Raw genomic sequence first — 21,761 nt, forward strand, 5'->3', positions numbered from 1 at the left:
CCCACGGCTTCACAGCCCATGGCCCCCGATTCCCACGACCTGACGGACGGATTCCGATGAGAGTTGTCATTGCCGGCGCCGGTGCGGTGGGGCGTTCGATCGCCCGCGAGCTGCGTCGCAATCAGCACCATGTCCTGTTGATCGAGCGAAAGGCCGATCACGTCGACCCGGCGGCGATCCCCGACGCGCAGTGGCTGTTGGCCGACGCGTGCGAGCTCGCCACGCTCGAGGACTCGCACCTGCACACCTACGACGTGGTGATCGCGGCAACGGGCGACGACAAGTCGAACCTGGTTCTGAGCTTGCTTGCCAAGACCGAGTTCGGTGTGAACCGGGTCGTGGCGCGAGTCAACGACCCCCGCAACGAGTGGTTGTTCGACTCGTCGTGGGGTGTCGACGTGGCCGTCTCGACACCGCGCATGCTGGCCTCCCTGGTGGAGGAAGCGGTGTCGGTGGGCGACCTGGTGCGGCTGATGACACTGCGGCAGGGCAAGGCGAACCTGGTGGAGATCACCCTCCCGGCCACCACCGCGCTGGCGGGCAAGCCCGTGCGCACCATCGAACTGCCGCGCGATGCCGCACTGGTGACGATCCTGAGGGGCGGGCGAGTGATCGTCCCGGACCGGGACGACCCGCTCGAGGGCGGTGACGAACTTCTCTTCGTCACCACGGTCGACGTGGAGGATCAGCTCCGCTCGGCGCTCGGGCTGCCCGCCTGAGCATCGGCTCCACCGTCGACCCCGGCAGCCTCCACCTCGGCAGCCTCGACCCCGGCAGCAGCCATAGCGGCGTCCGCCCGCCGTACCGCCCACACGGTCAGGGCGAAGGCGAGCGCGGCCAGCGGCCAACCCATCGCCAACCGGGCCACGGCGAGCCACCCGGTCCGGTCGGCGTCGTAGAGTCCGCTCTGGACCAGATACCGGGCCGCGAAGACGGCCACCCATCCGGCGGTGGCAATGTCGTAGGCGCGCAACGCGGTTCGATTCCCTCGCCAGTTCCTCGCACCGCCGTTGAGGAAGCCCCACACCACCCCGACCAGCGGCCACCTGATGAGGATCGACGCCAGGAACACCCCGCCGTAGAGAAGTGACGTGTAGATGCCGAACAGGAAGAACCCCTTGGCGTTGCCGGTGCGGTGTGCGATGAAGGCACTCAGTCCGACACCGAGAAACCCCGTGACCGCCGGCTGAATCGGCTCGCGCCGAACCAACCGAACCACCAGGATCACGACAGCCGCGGCTAGTGCCGACCAGATGGCGGCAGTGAGGTTCGCCACAGCGTTGACCGGGACGAACACCAGAACCGGCAGGCTCGAGTACACCAGGCCGGACACGCCACCGAGCTGCTCGAGCACGGTCTGTTCGGCCCGGGCCTCGTCGTCGGTCACACGGTCGGCAGCCGACTGGTCGGGGGTATCGCGTTCGGTCATGACAGCCCACGATGCCAGATCACGGGGGCGGGGTCGACCGGCCTGCACAGCGTGGCACCGGGTGCAGGTCAGGGGCGACCGGTGACGTGCGTCAGGCGTCCTCGCGTAGTTCGTAGTACGGGTTGTAGATCACCTTCCGGCCCTCACGCTCACCGACCCGGCCCCGTACCAGAACCTTCTTGCCGGGCTCGATCCCTGCGATACGACGGCGTCCGATCCACACCAGGGTCACCGCGTCCGAGCCGTCGAAGAACTCGGCTTCGATGGTGGCGCTGGCCGACTTCGAGCATGTCTCGACGCTCCGCAGACGGCCCAGCATGGTGACCTCCTCACCACGAGCGCAGTCGCACGCGCGCTGAGCCCCGGAGGCCTTCGCGGACTCCTGCATGTCCTCGGCGTCGAGCTGGTCGATGTCTGCTGTCAGCCGACGCGACAGTCGACGGAAATAACCTGCGGCAGCGGGTGCCATGTGAGCTCCTGGAAGCGACGGCGGTGCGTACGTTCGCAACTCTAGCCCGGACCGGGGACCGTGCACACACCCGCGCCACGCAACGTCGGTCCAGCACCCCGAACGTCGCGTCCGGCCCTGCGCAGGAGATGATCCCGCTGTGAACCGCGCGCCCGATCCGCCTCGCCGCGCAGCGCCCAGGACGCGCTGGGTGCTGCTGCCCGGAACCGGGTCGGACGCGCAGTTCGTCCGTGAGGCGTTCGGGTCCGCGGTGGCGGGCCGTGCCGAACTCGTTGCGATCGAACCCGATCCGAGTTCGCTGGTCGAGTCGTACCTCGGCGCACTGTCGGCGGCAGCCGCCGAACCGGGTCCGCTCGTCGTGGGCGGTGTCTCGATCGGTGCGGCGGTCGCGGCACGGTGGGTGATCGACCACCCGGGCCGCGCCGACGGTCTGATGCTGGCCCTGCCTGCATGGACCGGCTCGCCGCTGCGCTCGCCGGCGTCCCTGAGTGCGCGCTTGACGGCGTCGTGCCTGCGCGCGGACGGCTTGGAGCGGACCATCGCCACGATGTCGATGTCCAGTCCGGCATGGCTGGCGCGAACACTGGAGCGGTCGTGGCGCCACCAGTGGCCGATGCTCGCATCGTCGCTCGAGGAAGCCTCCGCCTACGTCGCGCCCACCATCGCCGAACTCTCCACCATCGCGGAGCCGACCGTGATCGTCGTGGCCGAGGACGACCCGCTGCATCCCGCAGCGGTGGGTCGCGCGTGGGCGGAGGCGATGTCGAACGCCTCGGTACTGACCGTCGAGCTGGCCGACTTCGACCGCGATGTCGCCGTCATCGGCGAGCGTGTTCGGCGCTCACGCGCTCTTGCCGGCCTCTGATCGGGGGCTACGGATCAGGTCGGACCGATCAGCCCAGCTGCTGCATCGCAGAACCTGCGGGCCCGCGCCGCGGAGGTTCGGCGGCGGTGACAGGCTGCTCGGGGGCGCCCTGCCCGTCACCGACCTGTTCGCCCGACGCGGACTCGCCGCGGAACTGCGCCTGGACCGAGGCGAGCGCCTGAGCCTCCGCCTGAGCCCGCGCCTGCTCGTTCAGTTGTTCCTGCTGGGCGGCCGCCGCTGCCTGCAGCTGTTCGAGCATCGCGGACGGCAGCACCACCGGAAGTGCGGCGCGAACGGGGTACGGGTCGGTGCCCCGATCGACCACGGTGTGCGCCACGATGCCGCGGACCTGCGCGGTGAGGGTGGAATCGGCGTCGGCCGAGCCGGCCGGACCGCTCGCAACCGCCCGGATCATCCAGCGGTAGCCGTCGACGCCGACGAACCGGATGTCCCCGTTCGGCGTCGAGGCCGATACCTCGCGCCCCCACGGACCGGTATCGACGCTCACCGGAGCCCCCTCGGCGCGAAGTGAATCCGCGAGTTCGGCGGCCACCTCTCGCCACTGCCCGGGCGATTTCGGGGCCGCGTATGCGGCGACGGTGATTCGACCCTGCGGTGTCACCAGGTGAACCGCCTGCGGTTCACCGGTCGGGGTCATCTCCACCTGCAGCTGGACACCCTCCGGCATCGGGATCAACACCGAACCGAGATCGAGGCGCCCGAACGCGAGGTCCTCACGCGAGGTGTCCAGATCGGACACCTCGTACGGACCGGACTCGGGCTGCTGGTCCTGCTCGACCTCGTCCCCCGGGCTCTCCTGTGCGCTACGGGTCTTCCTGTTGCGTCCCACCATCGTTCACTTCTCCTGTTCGACTGCGTCGGAGGCTCCCAGAACGGCGTGCCCGCCGGTCGACCCGTATCCACCGGTACCTCGTTCGGTGCTGTCCAACCGATCGACCTCGACGAAGTCGACCAACTCCACCCGCTGCACCAGCAGCTGCGCAATCCGGTCACCCCGGCGGACGACGATCGGCTCACGCAGGTCGTGATTGATCAGGCACACCTTGATCTCGCCGCGATAACCCGCATCGACGGTCCCGGGGGCATTGACCACCGACAGCCCGGACCGGGCCGCCAGCCCTGATCGCGGGTGGATCAGTCCTACGGTCCCGATCGGCAGGGCGATCGCAATTCCGGTGCCCACCAGGGCACGCTCGCCGGGGGCGATCGTCACGTCCGCGGTCGATGTCAGGTCGACCCCGGCGTCACCGCGGTGCGCGCGGGTGGGAAGGGGAACGTCGGGGTCGAGTCGTACGAGACGGACGGCCCCGGGCTGCGCGGGATCGGACGCCGCGGGGCTCGCATCACTACTCACGACTGCCGAGGCTACTCGGGGCTCGGCACGGCACCGCGTCGACCGCCTACCCTGAGGTTCATGAGCGAGGATTCCCGGACACGCGACCAGCGCACCGAGCCGTCGGACACCGAGGTCGTGTTCACGGACAGATTGTGGGTACCGCTGTGGTTCTGGGCCATCGCCATCCTCATGGCGGGCCTGCTGTCCGCCGAGGTCGAGATCGGATCTCGAGGAATCCCGGGGTGGGCGGCGGCCCTGCTCCTGGTGCCGTTCGCATCCTGGGCGATGGTTCACCTCTCGCGTACCAGGATCGAGGTTCGCGACCGCCCGGACGGGCGTGTGCTGATCGCGGGCGGGGCGACGCTCCCGGTGTCGGTGATCGCACGCGTCGCCGTGGTGCCGCCCACGGCGAAGAGTGCCGCGCTGGGCCGTCAACTCGACCCGGCCGCATTCGTCGTCCACCGCGCGTGGGTCAGGTCGATGGTCATCGTGGTTCTCGACGACGCGGACGACCCGACCCCCTACTGGCTGGTCAGTACCCGTCGACCCGACGAGCTCGTGGCTGCGCTGCGGGGCAGCGAGAACTGATCGGGCCGTCGGTCACGCCGCGCAGTCGCGACAGACCAGAGTGCCGCCCGCATCGGTGGCGAGCCGCGACCGGTGATGAACCAGGAAGCAACTCGAGCAGGTGAACTCGTCGGCCTGCTTCGGAACCACGCGAACCGACAACTCCTCGCCGGACAGATCGGCGCCGGGCAGTTCGAAGGACTCGGCCGTATCGGTCTCGTCGACGTCGACGACGGCGGACTGAGCCTCGTTCCGGCGAGCCTTGAGTTCCTCGAGGGAATCCTCGGAGACGTCGTCGGACTCGGTGCGACGCGGGGCGTCGTAATCGGTTGCCATGGTCTAACTCCTTTTCCACGTTTGTGCACGTCGAGCGCGGCCGCCGCTCCGGGCGAACTGTCCTCGCCGTGGCGTCGTCCACCTATTCGCAGCAGCGACCGAGTCGGACCATTCGACCCCGGGAACGCTCCGCTTCGAGCCGCCAGACCATAGCCGATCGGTCGGCGCCGAAGGCCTCGTGCAAGTCCGGCAGGCCACCGCGTGTCGGTGTCGGGGACCCGCTTCTCGAGCCACCCGATATGCCCACAACGTGACACGAGCGCCCTGTGTTCCGTGTTCCGGCTCACCCTGCACACGTGGACCCCACTAGAGTGCAGCGCGTGGTGTCACTGATTACAGAGGGTCGGTCCGTCGACGACAAGGGACGGCCGTTCCCACGACGCCGGAGCGCACCGATACTCGCGCTCCTTCTCGTGTTGGCTCTGCTCGGGACCGCCGTCTGGGTGGTCGTGCTCACCAGGTCGGACAACTCCTCCGCGCCGGTGGCCTGCAACGCACCGACCCCACCCTCGGACTCTGCGGCACCGGCACCCGTCGCACCCGGCACCACCGTGGACCGATCCACTCTGCGAGACGTGCAGCCGGCAGTGCTGTCCGCGGCCAAGGTGCGGGTGTTCAACGCCAACGGTCAGGGCGGGCAGGCAGCAACCGTTGCCGCCGAGTTGAGCGACTTCGGCTTCGCGAGCGCTCCCGATGTACAGGTCGGCAACGATCCGATCTACGTCGACCAGAACCTGCAGTGCCAAGGGCAGATCCGGTTCGGCCCGAACGGACTGGCAGCGGCAGCCAGCGTCGCCCTCGTGGCCCCCTGCCACGAACTGGTCGAGGATGCACGCACGGACGACACGGTCGATCTCGCGCTCGGGAGCTACTTCAACGACCTCCAGCCCGGCCCGGACGCCCTGACCGTGGTGCGCACGCTCGCCGACGTCCCGGTGGGCGCTCCCGCTCCCGCCATCGACATGGGTGTCCTCGACGCGGCGCGCAACACGCGCTGCTGACCCCCTCTGCTCCCGATCACTGCGGCAGCGGCTCCAACCCGCCGATCTCCCGCAGGACCGCGACGAACTCGTCGGCTATCCCCGGCGCACACGCCAGGGTCACCTGGCCGTCGTCGCTCCGGGAGTTCGCGTCCGGCAGCAGCACGGACGCACCGGCCTCCGCGGCGATCAGCCCTCCCGCCGCCCAGTCCCACGGGCTCAGCCCGTGCTCGAAATGAGCATCGACCCGCCCACACGCCACCATGCACAGATCCAACGCTGCAGACCCGACGCGCCGCAGATCGCGCACACGGGGCAGCAGTTCGGCGATTATTCGCCCCTGTTGTCGACGACGCCCCGCGTCGTATCCGAATCCGGTAGCCGTCAACGCCATGGACATCTCGGAGACGTCGGTGCAGCGAAGGGTGACCATGTCCCCCGATCGCTGATCGGTCAGGGTCGCGCCACCGCCGCGACACGCGGAGAAAACCTGCTGTGCGGCCACGTCGACCACCGCTCCGGCGACACTGGCGCCGCCGATCTGCGCGGCGACGGACACTGCGTAGGCAGGAATGCCGTAGAGGAAGTTGACCGTCCCGTCGATGGGGTCGACCACCCAGCGCACACCCTCGGGCGCGGCGCCCGCACCGCCCTCCTCCTCACCGAGAATCGGCTCGCCCGGCCGCAGCCGAGCCAGGAGATCACGAACCAGCGACTCCGATTCGGTGTCGACCACCGTCACCGGATCGGTTCGGGTGGACTTCGCCCGGACGGGATCGGCGTCCGCTGAGAAGGCGAGCGCACCGAACACCTCGGGGCGACGTCGACGCACGTGCGCCGCGGCGCGTACGGCAACCTCCTCGCACACTCGGCGCAGGACGTCGGGAGCGGTGGAGCCGGGGTCGATGTGCAGGTCGATCTCGGGCTCGTCCGCGGCGTGGTGTGGTGTCACCTCCCCATCCTGTCGGAACGTCGGCGCCCCCGTTGTCGCGGGCCCACACGGGCGGGCCCATGAGCGTCGCACGCACTAGGGTTGCCACCGGGCCGACCGACCCCCGATACCGACCGCCGATACCGACCGATCAGGAGTCCCCCGCCATGACCGCACCCAGTCCCGATGCAGGGTCGTCCCGGCCGACCACGTCGCCGGTTGATCGTGCGTTCGGTATCGATATCGGCGGCAGTGGCGTCAAGGGCGGGATCGTCGATCTCGCGACCGGTGAACTGATCGGTGAGAGGCACAAGATCGAGACTCCGAAGCCCGCCACCCCGGCGGCCGTAGCCGATGCCGCGGCGGCCATCGTCGATCATTTCCAGTGGGAGGGGCCGATCGGCCTGACACTGCCATCCGTGGTCACCGAAGGTGTGGCGCGCACCGCGGCCAACATCGACCCGGCGTGGATCGGCACCGACGCGGTCACGTTGTTCTCCCGGCGGCTGGGTGATCGATCGGTGGTGGTGCTCAACGACGCCGACGCGGCCGGGCTCGCCGAGGACCACTACGGCGGCGGTAAGGACGCCGACGGCGTGGTGATCCTGCTGACGTTCGGAACGGGGATCGGGTCTGCGGTGATGCACAACGGGGTGTTGCTCCCCAACACCGAACTGGGCCACATGCAGGTCGACGGTAGGGAGGCCGAGCACCGCGCCGCCTCCTCGGTCAAGGACGCCCTCGGTCTGTCGTATCGGGACTGGGCCAAGGAGGTGAGCAGGGTGCTCGTGGCCGTCGAGGACCTGTTCTGGCCCGATCTCTTCATCGCCGGCGGCGGCATCAGCCGGAAGGCGGAGAAGTGGATCCCGCTGCTGACCAACCGCACTCCCGTACGACCGGCGGCGCTACTGAACACGGCCGGGATCGTCGGCGCCGCCCTGGCGGTGCAGGGGCTCGTCCCCGCGCCGGATTCGGACGTGTGAACAGGGGTGTAACCCTGCAGTCCGACGAAGCGACACACGTCGGGGTCGGTCCATCCGGTCGGTGCCGACTCCTCAACCCTCGCGGGTCGTTACAATGGGGTCATCGTGGCCCGCCGGGCCGACCTCAGTCAGACCTCTCCGCCGGGCCGACACCCCGGCGTGACGCCGCACGACATCGTCACGAAAGGGCGTACGTGGCAGCCACCGACACGCGTCAGGCAGAACAAGCCGTAGCGCGTTCCGCAGAAGCAGACATCGACACACGGGCACCCGAGTCCGAGACGGGTGCGGTGAAGGCTGCGCCGGCCAGGAAGTCGGCGGCCAAGAAGGCGGCGCCGCGCAAGGCCGCTCCCCGCAAGGCCACCGCTCGCAAGACTGCCGCCGCGAAAGCCACTCCCGCAGCCGGTGTGGCACCTGCATCGGTCGACTCCGAGTCCGAGGCGGCTCCCGCTGATCTTGCAGAACTCGACGTCCCCGAAGCCGAACTCGGCACCGACGTGGTCGAGGTGGTTGCCGTCGGCGAGGAGCCGGAGGACGATGCTGCCGCCGAACCCACGCCCGAGGACAAGGCGTCCGGGGACTTCGTGTGGGACGAGGAGGAATCCGAGGCGCTGCGCCAGGCGCGCAAGGATGCCGAGCTCACCGCCTCCGCCGACTCGGTCCGCGCCTACCTCAAGCAGATCGGCAAGGTCGCACTCCTCAACGCCGAGGAAGAAGTGGAGTTGGCCAAGCGCATCGAGGCGGGCCTGTACGCCACGCAGATCATGGCCGAGCACGCCGAGAAGGGTGACAAGCTGCCCGTCGCCCAGCGCCGGGACATGAACTGGATCTGCCGTGACGGCAACCGCGCCAAGAATCACCTGCTCGAGGCCAACCTGCGCCTGGTGGTCTCGCTCGCCAAGCGCTACACCGGACGCGGAATGGCCTTCCTCGATCTGATTCAGGAAGGCAACCTCGGTCTGATCCGCGCCGTCGAGAAGTTCGACTACACCAAGGGCTACAAGTTCTCGACGTATGCCACGTGGTGGATTCGCCAGGCCATCACCCGAGCCATGGCCGACCAGGCTCGCACCATTCGTATCCCCGTTCACATGGTGGAAGTGATCAACAAGCTGGGTCGTATCCAGCGAGAGCTGCTCCAGGACCTCGGCCGCGAGCCCACCCCCGAAGAGCTCGCCAAGGAAATGGACATCACGCCGGAGAAGGTCCTCGAGATCCAGCAGTACGCTCGGGAGCCGATCTCGCTCGATCAGACGATCGGCGACGAGGGCGATAGCCAGCTCGGTGACTTCATCGAGGATTCCGAGGCCGTCGTCGCGGTCGACGCGGTGTCCTTCACCCTCCTTCAGGACCAGTTGCAATCGGTGCTCGACACCCTCTCCGAACGCGAGGCAGGTGTGGTTCGCCTGCGGTTCGGCCTCACCGACGGTCAGCCGCGCACCCTCGATGAGATCGGTCAGGTGTACGGGGTCACGCGCGAGCGCATCCGTCAGATCGAGTCCAAGACCATGTCCAAGCTGCGTCACCCGTCTCGGTCGCAGGTTCTGCGCGACTACCTGGACTGACGCGTTCGCACTCGGGCGCCGTGGTCAGCGTCCGAACGGTTCGAAGACCCCGTCCGGACGCGGCCAGTAGTGCGTGACGGCAACAACCGCCTCCACCGGAAGCGGGCCGTAGAGATGCGGGAACGTCGGTGCACCCGGGTCGTCCGGAGCCGCTTCCCACCGCACTGGCGACCCGAGTCGCTCACCGTCGAGGATCAGGGCGAGCATATCGGTACGAGCGGCGTAGAACAGGTTCGCCGGAATGTGCACCTGCTGCGGGGTGGACAGGTGAACGAAGCCCGCGACCTCGTAGTCCGGCGGGATGCGTCGGCCCCGCTCACGGAGCTCGCTCCATTCGGCGTGAGTACACAGGTGGATGAGCATGACCTCGCCCACCCTAGAGGCTCCGGGTGTCACCGACCTGGCCGGCACCGAGAATCACGGCTGCGACCACCAGCGCGATCCCGACGAGTTCCCCCGGTGTCGGCAGTTGCCCCAGCGCGACGAATCCCACCACGGTGGCCGTTGTCGGTAACAGCGCCAGCAGGAGCGCGAAGCGGGCGCGACCGACCTCGGCGAACACGACCTGATCGAGCGCATACGGCACCACCGACGAGAGCAGCCCGACCACGAGTCCGGTGACGACGAGCGTCGGGATCGACACCGCGGTGACGCTGTGCACCGACCCGAACGCCGCCAGTGGTGTGGCGAGTACGGTCCCCGATGCGATGCCGACTGCGAGCGAATCGAGGCCGTCACCGTGATCGGACACGGTCTTGCCCAGCACGATGTACCCGGCCCACAGCGCAGCTGCGAGGAGGGCGAACCCGACGCCGACGAGTCCCTGCTCCCCCGGCGCTCCCGTCACGGACGCCCCCTCCACCGATGCCCCCGCGACGAGGACAACCCCGGCCACCACGGCGAGGAGCGCAGCGACGTCGCGAGCACGACGCATCCCGGCGGCCGCCACCGCGACGGGTCCGGCGAACTCGATCGCCACGGCGGTCCCCAGCGAGATGCGAGCGACCGCCTCGTAGAAGGCCACGTTCATGCCGACCGTGAGGACACCGAAGCCGGCGGCGACGGTGAGGCCGCGCCGCGTCCAGGTCGATCGCCATGGCCGACGCCAGGCGAGCAGAATCACAGCGGCGCCGGCGCATCGCGCCCACGCGACCACGACGGGATCGGCGACGCGGAAGAGGGTCACGGCAGCCGCCGCCCCGAGGTACTGGCACAGACCCCCGATGACGAACAGGATCGGTGCTGGTACGCGGCCCGGCATGAGACCCGCGTTCATGAGGCGACCGTATCCTGCATCGAACCCTTCCGGCGCTCCACATGTTCACCGCCGGCGAACTCCGTGAACCCTCCGACGCCGAGTCCAGCGTGTTTCGTGTTAGTGACAACACAGGTTTGCGAGCGTGGGAACAACGCACCACCGGCGTACGTCTGTAAGAGTGGATACACCGCGTCGAACCGACGTGGCGGACCGGCCCCACGGCTACCGGCGCCAGCCACCAGCCAGTACGGAGGAGTCATGCCCGGATTGTTGACCGAGACCCAACTGACCGCATCCGACAGGTGCGATCGATGTGGCGCGGGTGCGCGCGTGCGGGCAGTGCTGCCCACGGGCGGCGAACTTCTCTTCTGCCGTCATCACGCCAACGAGCACACCGCTCGCCTTCGCGAACTCAACGCCGACATCACCGAGTCGGCGGCGTGATCTGACGTTCTCTTCTCACGTCGAGCGGGCGGTCACCTCCGAGGGAGGTGACCGCCCGTTCGTTATCTGTACAGTCCCGTGCACGACAGTCCCGTGCGCGTCGACACCGACGCGTGTTCACCACTGCCTCAGAGTGGCAATTCGCTCGGTCAGCTGATCGACCGTCGCTATCGCCGTGGGTGGCCCTCCGCAGGTGCGACGAAGCTCCCCGTGAATGATCCCGTGCGCCTTGCCTGTTCGATGGTGATGCATCGCGACCAGACCGTTGAGCTCCTTGCGTAGCTCGCTGAGCTTGGATGCGTTGCCGATACGTTCGGCCACCACCGGTCCGGGCGGCGGCGCAGTGTCGACCTGGCTCTGCTGCCGTCTGCGCAGGAGCGCACGCATCTGGTCACCGTCGAGAAGGCCTGGTAGTCCGAGGTAGTCCGCCTCCTCGTCGCTGCCGGAGAACGTCGCGGTCCCGAACGACGACCCGTCGTAGATCACCTGATCGAGCTCGGCGTCCGCCCCCAGTGACGTGAAGGCCTTCTCGTCGTCCCCGGGGGTGTCCTTGCGCCGGTTGGCCTCGGCGATCAACTCGTCGTCGAGCCCGTTCTTCTCCCGATGAGGCTTGCCGATCACGTGGTCGCGCTGGGCCTCGAGCGCACTGGCCAGATCCAGGAGCACCGGTACCGACGGCAGGAACACGCTCGCCGTCTCCCCCGGCCGACGCGAGCGGACGAATCGGCCGATGGCCTGCGCGAAGTACAGCGGGGTGGATGCACTGGTGGCGTAGACACCCACCGCGAGGCGGGGGACGTCGACACCCTCGGACACCATGCGGACGGCCACCATCCAGGCAGCTGTCCCTTCGGCGAACTCCGCGATCCGCGACGACGACGCCGGGTCGTCGGAGAGCACCAGGGTGGGCGCGGTGCCGGTCACCGCCTCGACGATGGCCGCGTACGCCCGTGCCCGCTCCTGATCCGACGCGATCACCAGACCACCCGCATCGGGTATCCCCCCGGCGCGCAACTGGTGCAGGCGCGTGTTCGCCGCGGCGAGTACGGCGGGTATCCACTCACCCGACGGGTCGAGTGCAGTGCGCCACGCGCGGGCGGTCTGCTCGGCACTCAACGGTTCACCGAGACGGGCCGAGAACTCCTCCCCGGCGCTGTCGCGCCAGCGAGCTTCGCCGGAGTAGGCCAGGAAGACCACCGGACGAACCACACCGTCCGCCAAGGCGTCGGCGTACCCGTAGCTGTGGTCGGGCCGCGACCGCGGCAGACCCTCCTCGTCCGGTTCGTAGGTGACGAACGGAATCGGGCTGTCGTCCGAGCGGAACGGGGTTCCGGTCAGCGCGAGACGCCGGGTCGCGTCGCCGTACGCCTCCCTGATCGCCTCGCCCCAACTCTTGGCGTCGCCACCATGGTGGATCTCGTCCAGGATCACCAAGGTTCGGCGCGACTCCGTGCGCACCCGATGGCGACTGGGGTGCGATGCGACCTGGGCATAGGTGACGACGATCCCGTGGTAGTCGGCCGACGTCTGACCTGTGCTGTTGGAGAAGCGTGAGTCGAGTGCGATACCGACCCTGGCGGCCGCCTGTGCCCACTGGTGCTTGAGATGCTCCGTCGGCGCGACGACCGTGACCTGGTCGACGGTGCGATCGCCGAGCAGTTCGCCGGCGATCCGGAGTGCGAATGTGGTCTTCCCGGCCCCGGGTGTGGCGACGGCGAGGAAGTCCCGCGGGCCGGACGCCAGGTACTTGGTCAGTGCGCGGCGCTGCCAGGCGCGCAGGGTCTGGGCGGACGGTTCGGCGACCACGAATGCCTCACCCTCCTGTTCGTCCTCGTATGCGGGCCCGCCCCCGAGCCGACCCGACGATCCTAGCGTCGCGCGCCGACGGGCCGGGGACCGGCGAACACATCGCCGGTGTGTGACGCGGGCACGTGCGCGCAATGTGGTACATGCTGGAGACGAGATGAGCACACCCGACGAACCCGTGAGCACCCCTGGCGAATCCGCGGGTTCAGCGCACGACGCGTCGCCCGAATCAGGGCCGACCGCGCGGAGCATCGCCGGTTCGGCGCGCCATGTGATTGTTCGCACAGCGTCGAAGGCGTGGGACAACTCCATCTTCTCGCAGTCCGCCGCGGCGGCCTTCTGGCAGACACTGTCGTTGCCGCCGCTGCTGCTCGGAGTTCTGGGCAGCATCGGATACGTGGCGGGATGGATCGGGCCGGACACGCTCGCGATCATCGAACGCCGAATCCTCACACTCGCCAACGCCGCGTTCAGCGACAACGTCGTCTCGGAGATCATTGCCCCCACGGTCAGCCAGATCCTGCAGAACGGCCGGGGCGAGGTGGTGTCGTTCGGTTTCGTGCTCTCGCTGTGGGCCGGGTCGTCGGCGGTATCGACGTTCGTGGACTCGATCGTGCTCGCGCACGGTCAGCAGGATGCACGTCACCCGGTGTGGCAGCGGATCTTCGCCCTGCTTCTCTACGTCGCGTTCCTCGTCCTGGCGGTGGCGTTCCTGCCCTTGGTGGCCGTGGGACCGAATCTGCTGGCCGACGCGCTGCCCGAGAGGTGGTACGAGATGGGCTCCCAGATCGTGCGCATCGGCTACTACCCGGCAGTGGGTCTGGGGCTGATCGTCGGTCTGACGACGCTCTACAAGGTGGCTCTGCATCGCTCGCTGCCGTGGCACCGGCTCCTGGGAGGCGCGGTGCTCGCCGGCGTGGTGTTCATGATCGCCAGTTCGCTGCTACGGGTCTACCTGTCCTGGGTGACCAGCACCGGCTACACGTACGGCGCCCTGGCCAGTCCGATCGCGTTCCTGCTCTTCACGTTCTTCCTCGGTCTGGCGGTGATTCTGGGAGCGGAGTTCAACGCCGCGATCGAGGAGACCTGGCCGACTCCGACCAGCAGGCTCGATCAGGTCAAGGGGTGGATCAGTGAGAAGGCGGGCACGGCAGCAGATCCCGCTCTGACCGCTGCTGTCCGCAGGCTCACCGGGCCCATCCGGCTCGAGCAGGAGGGCGAGAACGGGGGCACCCCGGAGCACGGTCGCACCCCGGAGCGCAGTCACTCCCCCGGGCGCAGCCCGTCGTAGACCTTCTTGCACTCCGGGCACACCGGGGATCCCGGTTTCGCCGAACGGGTCACCGGGAACACCTCACCGCACAGAGCCACTACATGGGTGCCCATGACGGCGCTCTCGGCAATCTTGTTCTTCTTGACGTAGTGGAAGAACTTGGGAGTGTCGTCGTCGGTCGTCTCGTCGGTGGTGGTGGTGTCGGGACGTTCCTTCGTCTGCGTGCTCATGACTCGATTATGTCCCGCACCGCTGACGGCGGAACACCCGACGACGCAATCTCGACGATGTCGGACCGAGCATTCGTTGCCGTCACCATCTACGGACCAGTGTGTCCGTTGTCGCGTCAGGACACGTGCACAGGCGCATCGACAGTGACAGAGTGGAGGCATGGCACGCACAGTGAAGGCTCCGGGAGAGACATCGCCTCGCGACGCCATCCTCATCACGGATGCGCAGGCGTCGGTCGAAGAGCAGCACAAGGCGCGGGTGCGCAAATACTTGTTCATCATGTCGTTCCGCATCCCCTGCCTGGTTCTGGCGGCGATCTCCTACAGCATCTGGGCCAACCCGTGGATCGCGATGGCGATCATCAGCGTGTCGATCCCGCTGCCCTGGATGGCGGTCCTCATCGCCAACGACCGGCCGCCGCGCACCGCGGACGAGCCGTCGCGGTATCAGCACCGTGCACCGGCGGGTCCAGCGCTCGAGGCCGGTGTCACTCCGATGACGGCGATCGACTCACGCTCGTTCGACCCTGATTCGGTGATCGACGTCGACGGCAAGCCCTGACCGACGACGAGGTTCGCGCACGCGACCTGGACACCGACGTACTGCTCCGATTCGTCGCCGGACTCCGAACGCAGTTCCTGGCGCACGACTACACACCGGAGGGCGTCGCCGACTTCCTCGGTGTCGGCGCCCATAGGGCTCTCGGACGTGGTGAACCCGCCCCGGCCCGCAGGGTGTGTCGGTCGGTCGGCGCGGACCCCCTGGGCACCCTGGTGCGGCTGTTCATGCTCGCCGACGACGGCCGAACCGCCGACGTCGGAGCGACGCTCACCGAGGAGACGGTCGACCTCGGGATCCGCGCCGGCGCGTTGGTGGAGGGTCCGAGCGCAGGGACGCTGAGGTCCACCCTCGACATCCGACCCACCGACCTCGGATCCGGTGTCCGTTGGATGGTGTCGGACTTCGATGGAAGCACTCGCAGACTGCGGATCGGCGACGACCACGTGCCCGGTGTCGGCCACGCGTCGGTGTCGCTTCTCCGGGCGACTCCGACGCAACGGGTGGGGTCGGTCCTCGATCTCGGCACCGGGTGCGGAGTGCATGCGATCCGCGCCGCGGATTATGCCGAGAGGATCGTGGCAACCGACATCAGTACCCGTTCGGCGATTCTGGCAGCGGCCACGGCGGTCCTCAACGAGGTGGACCTCGACATTCGGACCGGCCCCTGGTTCGAGCCCGTGGCAGATCAGCGGTTCGACCGCATCGTCGCCAATCCACCGTTCGTGGTGGGAGCTCCCGTCGTGATGCACTCGTATCGCGATTCCGGGCTCGATCTCGACGGTGCGAGCGCACTGGTGATCGAGCGGTCGGCCGAGCATCTGCTGCCCGGCGGGATCGCGACTCTGCTCGCGTCGTGGTTGCACGTGCGCGGCCAGGACTGGCGTGACCGTGTGGCGGCGTGGATTCCCGACCACGGTGTGGACGCCTGGATCCTCCAGCGGGACATCGCCGACCCGTCGCTGTACGTCGGTACCTGGATCCGTGACGGTGGCCTGGATCCGCGTGAGGGCGACGCCGCACGCACCTCGATCGCCTGGCTCGATCACCTCGAGGACGCCGACGTCGTCGCAATCGGGTTCGGTGTGGTGTACCTGCGCCGCACCGACGGGCCGAGCCGAGTGATCGCGGAGGATCTCGCACATCCGTACTCGGACCCACTCGGACCCGAGGCGCTGGCCCACTTCCGGCGTCTGGACTGGGCGGCCGAGCACGATGTCGCCGGGTGTCGATGCGCGCTGCATCCGCACACGATCCTGGAATCAGTACACGTGCCCGGTGAGCACGGCTGGGACCAGGCGAGTGTGCGGATCCGTCGCACCGACGGTCCCGAGTGGGTTCACGAGATCGACGAACTGGGCGCGGCACTTCTCACGGCTCTTCGCCCGGATGGACCGACGGTCGGTGAGGTGGCCGGCATCCTGGCCGCCGCGCACGGGCTCGATCACGAGCAACTCACCGACGCCGTGTGCGAGATGGTGGGCGCTCTCATCGCCCACGGCATCGTGATTCCGGCGCCGTCCTGATCGCTGCTGTTCCCCACTCATGACGTGTTCTCAGCAACTTCTCAGGACGAACAGCGCAAAACTGCACGTCGCGCGGTTTCGGACGGGAACCGCCCGGGAACTCATTGCACGTCGCGACGCGTTGAACTGCGTGAAGAGTCTTCGAGCGTCACCGGATTCTGTGAGAGAACCATCGAACATGGAGGCACGTCATGACCAGTCCGACCACCGTTCGCCCACGCCCTAGCGAAGCCGACCTGGATGCGCAGAGCCCGGCCGCGGACCTCGTTCGTGTCTACCTGAACGGGATCGGACGCACCGCACTCCTGACCGCCGCGCAGGAGGTCGAACTCGCGAAGGCCATCGAGACGGGTCTCTACGCCACCCATCTTCTCGAGACCGGCAAGCGTCTGAGCCCAGCGAAGAAGCGGGACCTCGCGCTCATCGCCCGCGAGGGGCGTGCTGCACGTGCACATCTCCTCGAAGCCAATCTGCGCCTGGTGGTGTCGCTGGCCAAGCGCTACACCGGTCGAGGCATGCCCCTGCTCGACCTGATCCAGGAGGGCAACCTCGGTCTGATCCGGGCCATGGAGAAGTTCGACTACGCCAAGGGCTTCAAGTTCTCCACCTACGCGACGTGGTGGATCCGCCAGGCCATCACGCGCGGAATGGCCGATCAGAGCCGCACCATTCGGCTGCCCGTCCACCTGGTCGAGCAGGTGAACAAGCTCGCCCGCATCAAGCGCGAACTGCACCAGACGCTGGGTCGCGAAGCAACCGATGAGGAACTCGCGGAGGAGTCGGGAATCCCGGTCGAGAAGATCGCCGACCTGCTCGACCACAGTCGTGACCCCGTGAGCCTGGACATGCCGGTCGGTACCGACGAAGAGGCTCCGCTCGGGGACTTCATCGAGGACTCCGAGGCGGCATCCGCGGAGAACGCGGTGATCGCGGGCTTGCTGCACAGTGACGTGCGTTCGGTCCTGGGGACTCTCGACGAGCGTGAGCAGCAGGTGATCCGTCTGCGCTTCGGACTCGACGACGGCCAGCCCCGCACCCTCGACCAGATCGGCAAGCTGTTCGGTCTCTCGCGTGAACGTGTTCGCCAGATCGAACGCGAAGTGATGGGCAAACTGCGCCAGGGCGATCGCGCGGAGCGCCTGCGGGCCTACGCCAGCTGACCTTCGCGAAGGGCCGGTACTACGGCGTCACCTCAAGCGACGGGGTCCGAGATCCACACGTGTGGGCTCGGACCCCGTTCGTATGCGCGCATCGGTGATCGCCGAACCAGAGGGCGATGCCAGGACAGGATCGCACCGGACCTCGAGAACTTCCGGCAGATCGCCGACAAGGGCGGCGACCCGTTCGATCACGTCGATCAGGGCGGCGCTGTCGACGGGCTCGAGGCCCCCGTATCCCGCCAGGAGGGGCGCCGCGCGGGGCGTAGCCAGCAGTTCACGGGCGTCACGGCGACTGATGGGCAACACCCGGTAGGCGCGATCGACGAGCAGGTCCGACAACAACCCGGACAGGCCGAACGAGATCAGCGATCCGAAGCTCTGATCGTCGAGTGCTCGAATCGAGCAGCCGATCCCCTTCTCGGCCATGCGCTGCACCACCACCACGGGCTCGTCGGACGCCTCGCTCAGGTCTCGGTATGCGCGCGCAACGGCATCGGCCCCGACGAGATCGAGTCGAACACCGTTCAGATCCGGCCGATGGCGCCAATGTTCCGCGGTCGCCTTGACCGCTACCGGGTAGCCAAGGGCCTCCGCAGCCGCCACGGCGTCCTGAGCGCTCGCTGCGCTGCGGAACTCGGCCATGGGGAGCGCGTAGCACGCCATCAGCTCGGCGGTTTCGTCGTCGGTGAGCCACCGCCCCTGCGGCGCGGCAGCGTGCCAGCGATCGACCAGCGATCGCGCCCTGTCGACGTCGATACCCGGCGGCCGGACCGTCGGCTCCACCGGGCGCGCCAGCCACGAGGAGTAGCGCCACGCCCGAGCCAGTGCCCCCACTGCGCGGCCCGGATCGGGATACGACGGCACCGACCCACGGACCTCGCGGCCGTCCGCGTCGCGTACCGCGAGCATCTCCGGTATCCCCTCCGCCGCGAGGAAGGTCGTGACCACCGGCTTCTCACTGCCGACCACCGCCGCACGCAGGGCACGCGCGTACGCACCCACATCGACTGCGACCGGCGGCACGAACACGGCGACCACGGAATCGACGGAGTCGGCGGCGAGCGCTTCGGCAACAGCCGATGCGAACGCGTCTGGCGATGCTGCCGGCCCCACGTCGACCGGGACACCCGCAACCAGTCCACTGGACCGGGCGGCGTCGATCGCCAGGGTCCCCAGCGCGGTGGAGTTGCCCACCACTGCCACCCGCGGACCGGGCGGGAGCGGTTGGTATCCGAGGAGGACACCGCAATCGAAGAGGTCCGAGATGCTGTCGACCTGGATGACTCCGGCCTGCTCGAACAGCGCCCGCACGATGGTGTCGTCGATGTCCTGACCGGTCTGCAGGGCCGGCGGAGCCGCTCCGCGGCCACTCTTGACGGCGACGATCGGCTTGGTACGCGACAGCCGCCGGGCGATGCGCCAGAACTTGCGCGAGTTGCCGAAGCTCTCGAGGTAGAGCATCACCACATCGGTCTGCTCGTCCGAATCCCAGTACTGCAGAAGGTCGTTGCCCGAGAGGTCGGCGCGATTTCCCGCGGAGACGAAGGTGGACAGGCCGAGTCGTCGGACCGACGCCTGCTCCAGAATTGCGATACCGAGAGCGCCCGACTGACAGAAGAAGCCGACCCTGCCGCGATGCGGGAGGATGGGCGCCAGAGTTGCGTTGAGCGAGATCGCCGGGTCCAGGTTTGCCACGCCGAGTGCATTGGGTCCCACCAACCTCATCCCGTGTGCGCGAGCGGCATGCACCAGACGACGCTCCGTGGCACGTCCCTCAGCTCCGGTCTCACCGAAACCGGACGACACCACCACCATCGATCGCACGCCCTTGGCCAGGCAGTCGTCGAGCACGGCTTCGATCGCGTCCGCGGGCACCGCGGCGATCGCGAGGTCGACATCGTCGGGGATCTCCGACACGGCGCGGTAGGCGCGCACACCGCGGACCGAGCGCTGCTCGGCGTTGACCGGGTAGACCGGACCGGTGAACGATCCGCGCAGGAGGTTGGTGAGCACCGCGTTGCCCACCTTGGCCGGATCTGCCGAGGCACCGATCACCGCGACCGACCGCGGTGCGAGAACGTTGCGGACACTGCGCGCCTCGGTGGCCCGTTCGCGTGAGTTCCGCACGGTCAGCAATGCCTCGGTGGGGTCGATGTCGAACTGGAGAGTCAGCGTCCCGCCGTCGTAGGTTCGGGTCACCTGGTACCCCGCCTCGCGGAACACCGAGACCATGTTGCGGTTCTCGGCGAGCACGTCCGCGACGAATCGGGCTATGCCGTTTCTCGCTGCCGCCGCGGCCAGGTGCTCGAGCAGGATCGGCCCGAGCCCGCGGCCCTGATGGGCATCGGCGACGACGAATGCCACCTCCGCGGCGTCGGCCGGATCGGGTAACCGCTCGTATCGACCGACCGCGATGATGTCGTCGCCGAGGGTGGCCACGAAGGCCACTCGGGACGTGTGGTCCACATGGGTGAAGTGCTCGACGTCGCGTGGCGGCATCGTCGGGTACGGACCGAAGTACCGCAGGTAGCGCGTGCGATCGGAGAGAGACCCATGGAATCGGACCAGGGCCTCGGCGTCGGCGGGCTCGATGGGCCGCAGCCGCACCACACCGCCGTCCGAGGCCAACACGTCGGCGGACCACAGCGGTGGCGGTGGGGCGTCGGGGGCGGGGTCAATCACGAGGATCCTCCGGATCGAGACCGAGCAGGGGGAACACCGCCCGACGCGTGGCGATGATGGCGGTGTCCATCCGCTGCGTCAGGCGATCGAGGTGCGGCACTCCCGAGTCGGCGCTGCCCCCCGGACCGTCCCACGGCGGGTAGTCGGTGTCGCCGTCGTCACTCATGGTGTGCGGCAGATCGATTCCCGGAGCCTTCTCACGCACGCGGTCGTGCCACACCGTCGGGATGGATGTGCGAGGGTCGAGGTCGCGACCGAGCGCTGCGGCGATCAGATGGGACCACGCTCGCGGCACCACCCGAATCAGCCCGTACCCGCCTCCACCGACCGCGAGCCACCGGCCCTCGCTGTGGCGATCGGCGAGATCGCGCATGGCCAGGAACGCTGCCCGCTGACCGTCGACGGTGAGCGCCAGATCGGCCAGCGGGTCCTCGCGGTGGGAATCGACGCCGCACTGGCTGATGATGATCTGGGGCCGGAAAGCGGCGATCGCACCCGGAACGACCGCGTGGAATGCTCTCAGCCACAGTCGATCACCCGTGCCGGGCATACAGGGCACATTGACGGCCGTGCCGGAGCCCTCCTTGAGGCCGATCTCGGTGGACCACCCGGTGCCGGGCCACAGGGTGGCCGGGTGCTGATGGAGCGAGATCGTCAAGACCCGTGGGTCGCGCTCGAAGGCCACCTGCACTCCGTCACCGTGGTGGGCGTCGACGTCGACGTACGCGATGCGGTCGTACCCGTTGTCGAGCAACCACGAAACAGCAACGGCCACATCGTTGTACACGCAGAAACCCGCTGCGGAGTCGCTCATCGCATGGTGCATGCCGCCACCGATGCTCACCGCACGCCGGGATCGTCCGGAGGCGATCTCGCGCGCGGCGGTCAGTGTTCCCCCGGCGATGACGGCACCGGCCTCGTGCATCGACGGAAAGATGGGATTGTCCTCGGACCCGAGGCCGTGGTGAACCTCGCCGGCGCGGGTACCGAGCGGGTACACCTCGGGGGCGGTCTTGACGGCATGGATGTACCGGGGAGTGTGGATGCGCAACAGCTCGCCGTCGGTGGCGGCGACCGGGGTGACGGTCTCGATTCCCTCGACCAGCCCCAGATCGGTCGCCAGATCGATGGTGAGCGCGAGACGGGTCGGGTTCATCGGGTGCTCGTCGCTCCACCGATAGCGGAGATAGTCGTCCGACCACACCAGCGCGGGCGCGTGCGAGCGAAGTTCCGTCATGATCCGAACCTACGTCCCGCGTCACCCGAACGGCACCCTCCGATCGGCGGCAGTCACCCGATCGTCCCGAGCCCGGCCCGCTCCGGGACGCCCCGGGTGGGCCC

At 68.4% G+C, this 21,761-nt stretch carries 22 protein-coding genes and 1 pseudogene; 11 read left to right on the plus strand and 12 right to left on the minus strand.

The features are described from left to right. The first annotated feature begins 56 nt into the window (after positions 1-56). Positions 57-719, plus strand: a complete 663-nt coding sequence (locus tag ACY48E_RS07280; RefSeq protein ID WP_462871456.1) for a potassium channel family protein — start codon at positions 57-59, stop codon at positions 717-719. Here ACY48E_RS07280 and ACY48E_RS07285 read toward each other — a convergent pair. Further along, positions 686-1,429, minus strand: a complete 744-nt coding sequence (locus ACY48E_RS07285; RefSeq protein ID WP_462871457.1) for a DUF3159 domain-containing protein — start codon at positions 1,427-1,429, stop codon at positions 686-688. The two genes, ACY48E_RS07280 and ACY48E_RS07285, sit on opposite strands and share 34 nt — an antisense overlap. Before the next feature lie 91 nt (positions 1,430-1,520). After that, positions 1,521-1,898, minus strand: coding sequence for an OB-fold nucleic acid binding domain-containing protein (locus ACY48E_RS07290; RefSeq protein ID WP_462871458.1), 378 nt, complete (start codon positions 1,896-1,898; stop codon positions 1,521-1,523). A gap of 139 nt (positions 1,899-2,037) precedes the next feature. Between ACY48E_RS07290 and ACY48E_RS07295 the strand changes: the two genes are divergently transcribed. Then, a complete protein-coding gene (locus ACY48E_RS07295) occupies positions 2,038-2,763 on the plus strand; it encodes an alpha/beta fold hydrolase (protein ID WP_462871459.1) in 726 nt (241 codons plus the stop codon). Positions 2,764-2,791: 28 nt separating this feature from the next. Here ACY48E_RS07295 and ACY48E_RS07300 read toward each other — a convergent pair whose 3' ends face one another. Together ACY48E_RS07300 and dut are read right to left on the minus strand one after the other, a co-directional pair. Further along, a complete protein-coding gene (locus tag ACY48E_RS07300) occupies positions 2,792-3,616 on the minus strand; it encodes a DUF3710 domain-containing protein (protein WP_462871460.1) in 825 nt (274 codons plus the stop codon). Between the two features lie 3 nt (positions 3,617-3,619). Further along, positions 3,620-4,138: a dUTP diphosphatase gene (gene dut / locus ACY48E_RS07305; protein ID WP_462871461.1), complete on the minus strand. Its 519-nt coding sequence runs from the start codon at positions 4,136-4,138 to the stop codon at positions 3,620-3,622. 60 nt (positions 4,139-4,198) lie between these two features. Here dut and ACY48E_RS07310 point away from each other — a divergent pair, with 60 nt between their 5' ends. Then, a complete protein-coding gene (locus ACY48E_RS07310) occupies positions 4,199-4,708 on the plus strand; it encodes a DUF3093 domain-containing protein (RefSeq protein WP_462871462.1) in 510 nt (169 codons plus the stop codon). A gap of 12 nt (positions 4,709-4,720) precedes the next feature. Here the strand turns inward: ACY48E_RS07310 and ACY48E_RS07315 are convergent, their stop codons facing one another. Next, complete coding sequence (locus tag ACY48E_RS07315) at positions 4,721-5,023, minus strand: DUF4193 domain-containing protein (protein WP_462871463.1); 303 nt, start codon at positions 5,021-5,023, stop codon at positions 4,721-4,723. A 320-nt stretch (positions 5,024-5,343) separates the two neighbouring features. Between ACY48E_RS07315 and cei the strand changes: the two genes are divergently transcribed. Beyond that, a complete protein-coding gene (gene cei / locus ACY48E_RS07320) occupies positions 5,344-6,024 on the plus strand; it encodes an envelope integrity protein Cei (RefSeq protein ID WP_462871464.1) in 681 nt (226 codons plus the stop codon). Positions 6,025-6,040: 16 nt separating this feature from the next. On the opposite strand, the gene ACY48E_RS07325 is transcribed toward cei, so the two are convergent. After that, entirely contained in the window at positions 6,041-6,922 is an 882-nt protein-coding gene (locus ACY48E_RS07325) for an inositol monophosphatase family protein (RefSeq protein WP_462871545.1), read from the minus strand. A gap of 179 nt (positions 6,923-7,101) precedes the next feature. Here ACY48E_RS07325 and ppgK point away from each other — a divergent pair, with 179 nt between their 5' ends. After that, positions 7,102-7,917 (plus strand): polyphosphate--glucose phosphotransferase, encoded by an 816-nt coding sequence (gene ppgK / locus ACY48E_RS07330; RefSeq protein ID WP_462871465.1) that lies wholly within the window; start codon positions 7,102-7,104, stop codon positions 7,915-7,917. A 137-nt stretch (positions 7,918-8,054) separates the two neighbouring features. Further along, positions 8,055-9,482 (plus strand): annotated as a pseudogene (locus ACY48E_RS07335) (RNA polymerase sigma factor); the annotation flags it as partial. Positions 9,483-9,506: 24 nt separating this feature from the next. Here the strand turns inward: ACY48E_RS07335 and ACY48E_RS07340 are convergent. Both ACY48E_RS07340 and ACY48E_RS07345 read right to left on the minus strand, forming a co-directional pair. Further along, complete coding sequence (locus tag ACY48E_RS07340; RefSeq protein ID WP_462871466.1) at positions 9,507-9,845, minus strand: DUF952 domain-containing protein; 339 nt, start codon at positions 9,843-9,845, stop codon at positions 9,507-9,509. 13 nt (positions 9,846-9,858) lie between these two features. Continuing rightward, complete coding sequence (locus ACY48E_RS07345; protein WP_462871467.1) at positions 9,859-10,758, minus strand: EamA family transporter; 900 nt, start codon at positions 10,756-10,758, stop codon at positions 9,859-9,861. A gap of 240 nt (positions 10,759-10,998) precedes the next feature. Here ACY48E_RS07345 and ACY48E_RS07350 point away from each other — a divergent pair, with 240 nt between their 5' ends. Continuing rightward, on the plus strand, positions 10,999-11,184 hold the full coding sequence (locus ACY48E_RS07350) for a DUF7455 domain-containing protein (protein WP_462871468.1): 186 nt from the start codon (positions 10,999-11,001) through the stop codon (positions 11,182-11,184). A gap of 117 nt (positions 11,185-11,301) precedes the next feature. Here ACY48E_RS07350 and ACY48E_RS07355 read toward each other — a convergent pair whose 3' ends face one another. Continuing rightward, entirely contained in the window at positions 11,302-12,990 is a 1,689-nt protein-coding gene (locus ACY48E_RS07355) for a DEAD/DEAH box helicase (RefSeq protein WP_462871469.1), read from the minus strand. Positions 12,991-13,147: 157 nt separating this feature from the next. Between ACY48E_RS07355 and ACY48E_RS07360 the strand changes: the two genes are divergently transcribed. Then, complete coding sequence (locus ACY48E_RS07360; protein WP_462871470.1) at positions 13,148-14,281, plus strand: YihY/virulence factor BrkB family protein; 1,134 nt, start codon at positions 13,148-13,150, stop codon at positions 14,279-14,281. Here the strand turns inward: ACY48E_RS07360 and ACY48E_RS07365 are convergent. Next, positions 14,254-14,493, minus strand: coding sequence for a DUF3039 domain-containing protein (locus ACY48E_RS07365; protein ID WP_462871471.1), 240 nt, complete (start codon positions 14,491-14,493; stop codon positions 14,254-14,256). The two genes, ACY48E_RS07360 and ACY48E_RS07365, sit on opposite strands and share 28 nt — an antisense overlap. 160 nt (positions 14,494-14,653) lie before the next feature. Here ACY48E_RS07365 and ACY48E_RS07370 point away from each other — a divergent pair, with 160 nt between their 5' ends. The 3 genes from ACY48E_RS07370 to ACY48E_RS07380 all read left to right on the plus strand — a co-directional run bounded on the left by ACY48E_RS07370 (position 14,654) and on the right by ACY48E_RS07380 (position 17,738). Beyond that, positions 14,654-15,055: a DUF3099 domain-containing protein gene (locus ACY48E_RS07370; protein WP_462871472.1), complete on the plus strand. Its 402-nt coding sequence runs from the start codon at positions 14,654-14,656 to the stop codon at positions 15,053-15,055. Between the two features lie 26 nt (positions 15,056-15,081). Next, entirely contained in the window at positions 15,082-16,578 is a 1,497-nt protein-coding gene (locus ACY48E_RS07375; RefSeq protein ID WP_462871546.1) for a DUF7782 domain-containing protein, read from the plus strand. Between the two features lie 191 nt (positions 16,579-16,769). Beyond that, a complete protein-coding gene (locus ACY48E_RS07380) occupies positions 16,770-17,738 on the plus strand; it encodes a sigma-70 family RNA polymerase sigma factor (RefSeq protein WP_462871473.1) in 969 nt (322 codons plus the stop codon). A gap of 27 nt (positions 17,739-17,765) precedes the next feature. On the opposite strand, the gene ACY48E_RS07385 is transcribed toward ACY48E_RS07380, so the two are convergent. Together ACY48E_RS07385 and ACY48E_RS07390 are read right to left on the minus strand one after the other, a co-directional pair. Further along, positions 17,766-20,420: a bifunctional acetate--CoA ligase family protein/GNAT family N-acetyltransferase gene (locus ACY48E_RS07385; RefSeq protein ID WP_462871474.1), complete on the minus strand. Its 2,655-nt coding sequence runs from the start codon at positions 20,418-20,420 to the stop codon at positions 17,766-17,768. Continuing rightward, positions 20,413-21,657, minus strand: coding sequence for an acetoin utilization protein AcuC (locus ACY48E_RS07390; protein WP_462871475.1), 1,245 nt, complete (start codon positions 21,655-21,657; stop codon positions 20,413-20,415). The genes ACY48E_RS07385 and ACY48E_RS07390 overlap by 8 nt, the downstream gene beginning before the upstream one ends. Positions 21,658-21,761 lie beyond the last annotated feature (104 nt).

The organism is Rhodococcus sp. AZ1 (assembly GCF_054979605.1).

What these genes read in the sequence shown, in the direction of transcription:
- ACY48E_RS07280 (WP_462871456.1), top strand. Translation starts at nt 57, where the DNA reads ATGAGAGTTGTCATTGCCGGCGCCGGTGCGGTGGGGCGTTCGATCGCC.
- ACY48E_RS07285 (WP_462871457.1), bottom strand. Translation starts at nt 1,429, where the DNA reads ATGACCGAACGCGATACCCCCGACCAGTCGGCTGCCGACCGTGTGACC.
- ACY48E_RS07290 (WP_462871458.1), bottom strand. Translation starts at nt 1,898, where the DNA reads ATGGCACCCGCTGCCGCAGGTTATTTCCGTCGACTGTCGCGTCGGCTG.
- ACY48E_RS07300 (WP_462871460.1), bottom strand. Translation starts at nt 3,616, where the DNA reads ATGGTGGGACGCAACAGGAAGACCCGTAGCGCACAGGAGAGCCCGGGG.
- ACY48E_RS07310 (WP_462871462.1), top strand. Translation starts at nt 4,199, where the DNA reads ATGAGCGAGGATTCCCGGACACGCGACCAGCGCACCGAGCCGTCGGAC.
- ACY48E_RS07315 (WP_462871463.1), bottom strand. Translation starts at nt 5,023, where the DNA reads ATGGCAACCGATTACGACGCCCCGCGTCGCACCGAGTCCGACGACGTC.
- ppgK (WP_462871465.1), top strand. Translation starts at nt 7,102, where the DNA reads ATGACCGCACCCAGTCCCGATGCAGGGTCGTCCCGGCCGACCACGTCG.
- ACY48E_RS07340 (WP_462871466.1), bottom strand. Translation starts at nt 9,845, where the DNA reads ATGCTCATCCACCTGTGTACTCACGCCGAATGGAGCGAGCTCCGTGAG.
- ACY48E_RS07345 (WP_462871467.1), bottom strand. Translation starts at nt 10,758, where the DNA reads ATGAACGCGGGTCTCATGCCGGGCCGCGTACCAGCACCGATCCTGTTC.
- ACY48E_RS07350 (WP_462871468.1), top strand. Translation starts at nt 10,999, where the DNA reads ATGCCCGGATTGTTGACCGAGACCCAACTGACCGCATCCGACAGGTGC.
- ACY48E_RS07360 (WP_462871470.1), top strand. Translation starts at nt 13,148, where the DNA reads ATGAGCACACCCGACGAACCCGTGAGCACCCCTGGCGAATCCGCGGGT.
- ACY48E_RS07365 (WP_462871471.1), bottom strand. Translation starts at nt 14,493, where the DNA reads ATGAGCACGCAGACGAAGGAACGTCCCGACACCACCACCACCGACGAG.
- ACY48E_RS07370 (WP_462871472.1), top strand. Translation starts at nt 14,654, where the DNA reads ATGGCACGCACAGTGAAGGCTCCGGGAGAGACATCGCCTCGCGACGCC.
- ACY48E_RS07380 (WP_462871473.1), top strand. Translation starts at nt 16,770, where the DNA reads ATGACCAGTCCGACCACCGTTCGCCCACGCCCTAGCGAAGCCGACCTG.
- ACY48E_RS07390 (WP_462871475.1), bottom strand. Translation starts at nt 21,657, where the DNA reads ATGACGGAACTTCGCTCGCACGCGCCCGCGCTGGTGTGGTCGGACGAC.